At 58.6% G+C, this 7,216-nt stretch carries 7 protein-coding genes; 4 read left to right on the top strand and 3 right to left on the bottom strand.

Going from position 1 to position 7,216, the window contains the following annotated elements:
- From HKN37_16895 to HKN37_16885, 3 genes are all read right to left on the bottom strand, one after another.
- Nucleotides 1-1,692, bottom strand: a 1,692-nt coding sequence (locus HKN37_16895) for a phosphoenolpyruvate carboxylase (protein ID NNE48332.1), incomplete at its 3' end; no start/stop codon positions are given.
- A 73-nt stretch (nt 1,693-1,765) separates the two neighbouring features.
- A complete protein-coding gene (locus HKN37_16890; protein NNE48331.1) occupies nt 1,766-2,368 on the bottom strand; it encodes a DUF2911 domain-containing protein in 603 nt (200 codons plus the stop codon).
- Between the two features lie 29 nt (nt 2,369-2,397).
- Entirely contained in the window at nt 2,398-3,165 is a 768-nt protein-coding gene (locus tag HKN37_16885; GenBank protein NNE48330.1) for a hypothetical protein, read from the bottom strand.
- A 640-nt stretch (nt 3,166-3,805) separates the two neighbouring features.
- On the opposite strand from HKN37_16885, the gene HKN37_16880 reads away from it, so the two are divergent.
- From HKN37_16880 to HKN37_16865, 4 genes are all read left to right on the top strand, one after another.
- Nucleotides 3,806-4,105: an integration host factor subunit beta gene (locus HKN37_16880; protein NNE48329.1), complete on the top strand. Its 300-nt coding sequence runs from the start codon at nt 3,806-3,808 to the stop codon at nt 4,103-4,105.
- Complete coding sequence (locus HKN37_16875; GenBank protein ID NNE48328.1) at nt 4,098-5,255, top strand: hypothetical protein; 1,158 nt, start codon at nt 4,098-4,100, stop codon at nt 5,253-5,255. The genes HKN37_16880 and HKN37_16875 overlap by 8 nt, the downstream gene beginning before the upstream one ends.
- A gap of 176 nt (nt 5,256-5,431) precedes the next feature.
- A complete protein-coding gene (locus HKN37_16870; protein NNE48327.1) occupies nt 5,432-6,094 on the top strand; it encodes a hypothetical protein in 663 nt (220 codons plus the stop codon).
- Complete coding sequence (locus HKN37_16865) at nt 6,087-7,010, top strand: TPM domain-containing protein (GenBank protein NNE48326.1); 924 nt, start codon at nt 6,087-6,089, stop codon at nt 7,008-7,010. Before HKN37_16870 ends, HKN37_16865 begins: the two co-directional genes overlap by 8 nt.
- Nucleotides 7,011-7,216 lie beyond the last annotated feature (206 nt).

Raw genomic sequence — 7,216 nt, 5'->3', positions numbered from 1 at the left:
AGCGCCCGCAAGATCATCGATCGTCTCGAACAATGGCACAACGTCCAGGGCCGTCTCGACTTTTCCTGCCACGAGTCGCCAGAGTCCGACCTCTTTCCCAAGGAGCATTACCTCGAGCAGATTGCTCACGGAATGCGTCATCGAGACAATAAAGCTGCCGATGGATGCGGGGTCCCTGCGGACCAGTTCACTGATCACGCGGAACGTCTCCAGCACGTCGCTCGCCGCTTCGGGAAGTCGTGACGCAGACGAAAGCAGAGGCCTGCGGTTCTGAAGTTCGCGAGTCAGCAGCTCTCGCTTGTCGGTCTCCGGGAGATCCGAATATCCCTCCGTGACACCGGCCTCCTTCAGTACGGCGGAGACCGCCTGCCGGAGAATACCCGAGTGCTGTCGGACGTCCAGAGCCGCGAGGTGGAATCCGAAAGCGCGCGCCCGATCCAGCAACTCTACGAGTCGACTCGCAATGGCGAGATCGCCTATGCCGCTCTCGTCGAGACCCTCACGAAGCAACTCCAGGTCGCGAACGAATGCATCGGCCGTGTAGACGGCGTCCGGACCACTCCGGGCGCCTTCGTCGATGATGTCCTCCCCGAGCAGATGCCGAACCCGTGCCATCATGTAGCTGATCTTGAGTCGGTATGGCTCGTGGGAATACAGGTCGACCACGATGGCCGGCAGCTGTATCCGGTCTGTGTCTCGAGAAATGGATTCGGCCAGGCTGGCAGGGATCGGGGCCTGTCGGTCCGAAACGCTGAGATCCCGCCGCAGCAGGCGCAACTCCGCCAGATACATTTCAAGGGCGGTCTTCCGATGGACTTCAGCCGTTCGCAGCGTGACGTCCGGTGTCACGAAGGGATTGCCATCTCGATCGCTTCCAATCCAGGACCTCATTCGAACCACGGGCCGCTGGTCCACATCGGTGCCGAAATGGCGCCGCATCGCCCGTCGGATGTCTTGCTGAATACGCGGAATGGTCTCCCAAACCGAGTTGCGGATGAAGTAGAGTCCATGCTCGACTTCCGTTTCGACCCTCATCCCCGAACTTCTCACCTCATCGGTCGCAAACAGCAGCGATATCTGATGATGTATGTCCGACAGTGCGTCCTCCGCCTCACCCGGTGTGAGTTCACAAACTTGCAGCTTCGAGAGAACGGCCGCGATCGCCTGCTGCTTGAACAGAATACTCCGCCGACGTGCCTCGGTCGGGTGGGCGGTGAATGTGGGCTGGATGTCGATGCGGGCGAGGAGCTGCTCCACTTCGGGCGCCGACCATCCCTTCGATTTCAGGTGGCGGATCGCCTGCTCAATGGACTCGGAACGCGGCGCATCGAGCGTACTGGCGCGGGCGCGCTCGCGATTGATCCGGACAATCTCCTGCTTCTCCGATTGATTGATCAGGTGGAACATCGCCGTGAACGACCTGAGCAGCGTGTTGATTGACTCGAGGTCAAGTTCAGATATGAGTTCCATGGCCTCGGCACGATGGTCGCTGCCATCGCGTGCCGAGTCAAGGCAGAGTGCACTTAGCCGACTTGCGACGTCGAGAAGCTGTGGTCCCGCTTGTTGAGCGATGACGGTTGATAGCGAAGAAACGAGCAGGTTGATCTGCTTGGCCAGGGGCTCCGAGATTCGCTCCTCGGCAGCGTTGAAAAAGAAGAGCGGGGGTACGGACGAGTCGGGTAGCGGTGGCATGACGTGTAAGTGTGGGTCGGACGGCAGCGAAACTCGCCGCAAAAAGGATCCGCGAAGCGAAGAATAAGTGCCGCTATCTCGACATCTCAATGGAGATTGCGATCGCCACGGTGTCCCAGTTCAAACGAATCGTGTGCTTATCCGCATCGTCTATCGAGATCGTGAACGCTTCGTGCATCCGATCACTGACGAGCACCGGTACGTTGAATCGGATCAGGTCGGCCTCCGATTCATAGTCGTACGCTCCCCATTGCCCGAGATTCCGATTGATGATGATCGTCCACTGTCTTTCTCCCGGAATCGTGAACATCGAATAAGTGCCCGCCGGCACCACATGGCCACCGAGTTTCACGGTATTGGTCACCGTCAGCTCCGTCGCTTCGTTGGCGCCCGTCCTCCAGACTTCGCCGTACGGGACCAGGCCTCCAAAGATCTCGCGTCCTCGCTTGCGCGGCGAAGAATACACAACCTTGACGTAGGTGCCGTCCTCCAGGGTTCCGGCTGCGATCGCCATGGGGCTGGTCCGCGCCTCCGGAGCCGGCACGACTCGGGTAGTATCGATGCCGGCGTTGTTTGCCTCTTGAGCGCTCGTGGACGACTGACAGGCCAGAAGACCGGCTGCCAGTACAACGTATACTATTTGGCGTAGCACCTTTGCCGGGGGTCGTACTGTCATGATCTCCTGTGTGGCTGGGACGAAAGGGGTTACCGGGACGAGCGGTCCAGAGGTACTACTCGAAAGTTTTCGTGTTTCACCTCAGAAACAATCTCGAGAGCCCCTCTCTCAAGCAATTCGTCGAATTGGTCTACACGAGACCCGATCGTGTCTGGTAGCGCGGAATAGTTGATATGGTCGACGGCGCGGAATCCACCGACATTGCGCGGATTCACGACGCGGCGGAAGCGAGAACCGGTCTCATTGGTCAGGTAGTAGTACGCGAAGTAGTCGATGTGGTCGGTCTCTATGTTGATCCAATAGACAAATCGGTCTCGGTGATCAGGGCCTCCACCCAGTTCCTGGAACGTCACCTCCACCTTATGATATGGCTGGCCTGCGACACTTGACTTCCCGAGGTAGAGCTCGCGTACTGCAGGATCTTTGAGCGGAAGGGGCAGTGAAGCAAAGTAGATCACTGAGTTGACCTTCTCCTGGATGGCAAATTTCGTACTGTCGCTGATCGACTGCGGCGTGCCATCCACTTCTCGAAAGCTGCCGTCATTGGTCAGGAGGTCCCGGACGGTTCCCACACTGTCTTCGTAGATTCGCTCGTACGTAAACAGGCCCGATCGACGTGTCGCACGATACAGGTCACCGCGAAAGCCGAACTCTGTGGCCGCATTTTCGAGACTATCGGCGCCGTGGGCCACGAAGGCCCGATCCAGAATCTGCCTTGCCGGGTCGGGTTGGGTGCACGAACCGACCAGGAAGAACAGGAATGCTATTGTTGCTACTCTGTTGATGTTTAACAACATACGACCGGTACTGGGATCAGGCGTGGTGTCGTGCCGATTAACGTTTCATGTTGTTCTTCTCCACCTGTCGCCGACGAACATGTTCCGCCGGGCAAATCGCCATTTCGATTCCGACGGGCCGCCGCCCGGCCCGGCGTCGTACACGTCATCAGCGGTCGAATCCTCGGAGACTTGCCGGGCCAGCCCCGGAATACGCGTCTTCGCGTGGTGAACACGGGTCGGGGTCAGCGACTGTGGCGGAAGCCGTGGGGACTGTGCCCGGCGACAGCGTGTACATATTCGGTGAGTCAGGACATTGTGGCGGCCCTGGAATCCATCCCTTCTCATAAGTCTGTGGGCCCGAATCAATTCTCCAGATGCAAGCCGACCGAGCCGCGTGCAGATTTGTTTGGTGAGCCGGTCGAAAAGGCGGAACAGGCGGCCGACGTCTAGGTACTGAACGTTCTCGATCACGACGCCCCGCATATTGTCCAGAAGCGCTCAATGACCCACCTGCGGCTACCCTGTCAGTCACCCAATTGTGCAGGATAGTTTCAGTCGAGGAATCCCATTATGATCGCCGATCCCGGAGGCGTACGAAGTCGAGTGTGTTTGACAACTAGTTAATCGTATCTGACAAAAACAAAAGTGGAGTCGAAACGTGACTAAGGCTGACATTGTTGATCGAATTGCAGACGGAACCGGCCTCACCAAGACAGAGACTGAAGCTGTGATTAACGGCTTCATGACTATTGTTAAGTCTGCTCTTACTGAGGGTGAGTCTGTCTATTTGAGAGGATTCGGAACGTTCAAGGCCCAGAAGCGGGCCGCTCGGACAGCGCGCAATCCGCGGACGAACCAGGAGGTTCGTGTGAGTGAGAGGGTTCTCCCCGTCTTCAAGGCGTCGCAAGAATTTCGCGACGCCGTTGAGTCACGACTCGACCCACAGGATATTGAATAGTCTACCTAATCCCGGTAAAGGGGTCTCGATGTCAAAGGAGCGGAATGTTTGCCTCCATTGCGGAGCGAAGCAGAAAACCTCGGCGCAGGTGTGTGACCTGTGTGGATCATCACTGAGCGGCGAGTTCGTCGAAGCGGAAGCTGATGGCGCCGAGTTTATCGATGATTTGGCGTCGCTTTCAGCGATGGAGGAGCTGGAGCAACACGACCCTGAGGAGTCGTCGTCGGATTCCCTCGAGAGGGGCGGATTCTGTACGAGCTGTGGAGCATCTTACCCTGTCGGTTCCAGGTTTTGCGGGTCGTGCGGACGGAAGATCGGGATGACCGATTCCGCCGGTGACGCGACAACCCCGGCAGAGTCGGTGGCACCTGTTTCGAAATCGATCCCGACTCCCGATAAACCGTTGGCGAAGCGCGCGGCAACCGACAAGGAACTGGGGCGGCAGGTGCTGCTCGTGGTCGGGGCGGCTGTGATTCTCATCATCGCTCTGTTCGTCATTACCGTTGTGAGCAGGGATCAGGACGGGTCCGTGCCACCACCGTCGGGACCGTCGGCGTCACCCCTCGTGCTCGGGCCGCTCCCCCCCGAGGTTCAGGGAACCGTACAGTCCCTTCGGGATCAGATTGACACGCTTACGGGGGAGGCCAAGACGTTGAAGAGACGAGAGCTGGCCGACTTCCTGATTTCCCATGGTCGGTGGGATCTCGCTGGAGAGGTTCAAGAGGAGATCGCTGCCGTGACCGGCGCCGAATCCGACTGGGTCCGGACCGGCAATCTGTACTACGACTGGATGGAGAGCGTTGGAGACGAGGCGAAGGCTGGGTTCGCACAACGCGCGATCGCTGCGTATCAAGAAGCGCTGCAGATCAACCCCGACAACCTCGACGTACGGACAGATATGGCGATCGCCTATATGTTTGATCCGGAGAACTCGGTTCAGGCCATTGCTCAGACCAACATGGTCCTCGAGCAAGACTCGCTTCACGTACAGGCGAATTTCAACCGTGGGATCATGTTGCTTCGCATCAACCGGTTCGAAGAAGCGATCAGTCAGTTCAATACGGTGAAGAGAGTCGTGGGCGATCCCGCTAATCCTATCTATCAGCGAGCGGAGTCTGCACTCGAAGCGCTGCGTCAGGTCAGTCCTTAGCGCGCCGTAGACAGCCGCGCGGTGATCAGGACGAGAGGTCTTCCGACCGTACCGCATTGCAGTCTGCTCGCATGGAAGATGTCCGCCCGACCACGACCTCCGATGATGGGTGCCGCCCGGCGTCGACTGGCATCCGATGACGTTCCGTATATTCTGACTCACCCCTGGATTCCGTCATGAACATCTCTTTCTCAGAGTCGGAGCTTGAGCAGATTCGCAAGGCAGTGGGAGCTGCAGAGCAGCAGACCTCCGGTGAAATCGTACCGTACGTCGTTGATCGTTGCGGCGGATATGAGGTAGCTATCTGGAGGGGAGCCGGTCTGCTGGCCGTTGCGTTGCTGACTGCGAGTCTGGTGTTCCTGCAGTTCTACGAGGGATGGGGTTTCGCCTGGTTGCACTCGCCGTGGGGTCCGGCGCTCGTCATGTTGGCCGGTGCGGCGGTTGGCGCACTAATGGTGGCCACGATACCGGCGCTCAGGCGCTACTTCGCCGGTCCATCACGTCTTGCCCGCACTGTCCATCATCGTGCGATGCGGGCCTTTGTCGAAGAGGAGGTATTCAAGACGCAAGACCGCACAGGCATTCTGCTGTTCATCTCTCTTTTTGAGCACCGGATTGAGGTCCTTGGTGACGAGGGAATAAACAGGGCGGTATCGACGGACGACTGGGTCGACGTCGTTCAGACAGTGCAGAACGGCATTGCCAGCGGACGCATTGCCGAGGGCATCGTCGACGCGATCGGAAAATGCGGCGCCCTTCTGAATTCTCACGGTGTTGATATCCGTCCGGACGATACCGACGAACTCTCGAATCGTTTACGATTCGGTTCGGATGAGTAGTCTCGGGAGTCAGCGGGCTCGCGTGATCGGCGTTGTAGCGCTGCTGGCGCTCACAGGGTCATTCCTCACCGGGCCGATCTACGCTCAGCCCGTGGTCCCGCCATTGTCCGGGCGGGTCGTCGACACGGCCGGTGTCCTGCGGCCGGAGATCGAGCAGGAAATCACGGGGCTTCTGCGTGATCAGGAGAGTCAGACGGGCAACCAGGTTGCCGTGCTCATTGTCCCGTCGCTCGGCGGGTACTCGGTAGAGGAGTACGCTCTGGCTGTGGCCCGTACCTGGCAACTTGGTACAGCTGAGAACGACAATGGAGTACTGCTGCTCCTTGCGATCAACGATCGGGAGATGCGTATCGAAGTAGGATACGGTTTGGAAGGCGTGCTACCGGATGTGACAGCAAGTCGGATACTTCGCAACGAGATTCGTCCGCACCTGCGCAGGGAGGATTATGACGCTGGAGTAAGGTCCGGAATCGCCGCTATTCTGTCTGCGATCGACGGGTCGTACGAGCCATCGGAATCGGCAGGGGACAGACCGCCATTCTGGTTCGGACTGGTATTCATGATCATCCCGTCTTTCTTTGCGTTCATGGGTGTCGTCAGCACCGGATGCTTTCGCTGGTTTCTCTTCATGTTCCTGATGCCCTTCTTCTGGGTTGCTGGTATGTCGATGACGGGCAGCGACCTTGGAGGCGTCGTGTTCGTGTGCATCTACGCGATCGTGTATATCGTTGCGTCGAACCATCCGAAGGTCAAAGAACTCCGGAAGACCATGAAGGAGAAGGGGTCCGTCCGAGTAGGCCCGATGGTGATCGGCGGCGGGGGTTCCAGCGGATCATTTGGAGGTTTCTCGGGAGGCGGAGGCTTCAGTGGTGGAGGTGGATCCTTCGGTGGAGGCGGTTCATCGGGAAGTTGGTAGGGTGAGACGACCTGTAACAGAGAAGACTGACCTCGACCGGGTCGAGTCGCACACCCCGCGAGCCCTGGCATTGTCATCTCCGTTACGCTCGTGCGGTTGTATGACCACATGCGCGCACAGAGTATTGTCAATCGGCCAACAGGCGTGAGTTCGAGCTGTGTCGTAGACGCAGGTGGTGCTATCAGGCTCCTCGGGCCGCACAAATC

The sequence above is a fragment of the Rhodothermales bacterium genome, from assembly GCA_013002345.1.
Lineage (GTDB): Bacteria > Bacteroidota > Rhodothermia > Rhodothermales > JABDKH01 > JABDKH01.
The sequence above is the reverse complement of the archived record's forward strand: the minus strand, read 5'-3'. Positions and strand labels throughout refer to the sequence as shown.

Coding starts and splice junctions, on each gene's coding strand:
- HKN37_16890 (NNE48331.1), bottom strand. CDS start 2,368: ATGACAGTACGACCCCCGGCAAAGGTGCTACGCCAAATAGTATACGTT.
- HKN37_16885 (NNE48330.1), bottom strand. CDS start 3,165: ATGTTGTTAAACATCAACAGAGTAGCAACAATAGCATTCCTGTTCTTC.
- HKN37_16870 (NNE48327.1), top strand. CDS start 5,432: ATGAACATCTCTTTCTCAGAGTCGGAGCTTGAGCAGATTCGCAAGGCA.
- HKN37_16865 (NNE48326.1), top strand. CDS start 6,087: ATGAGTAGTCTCGGGAGTCAGCGGGCTCGCGTGATCGGCGTTGTAGCG.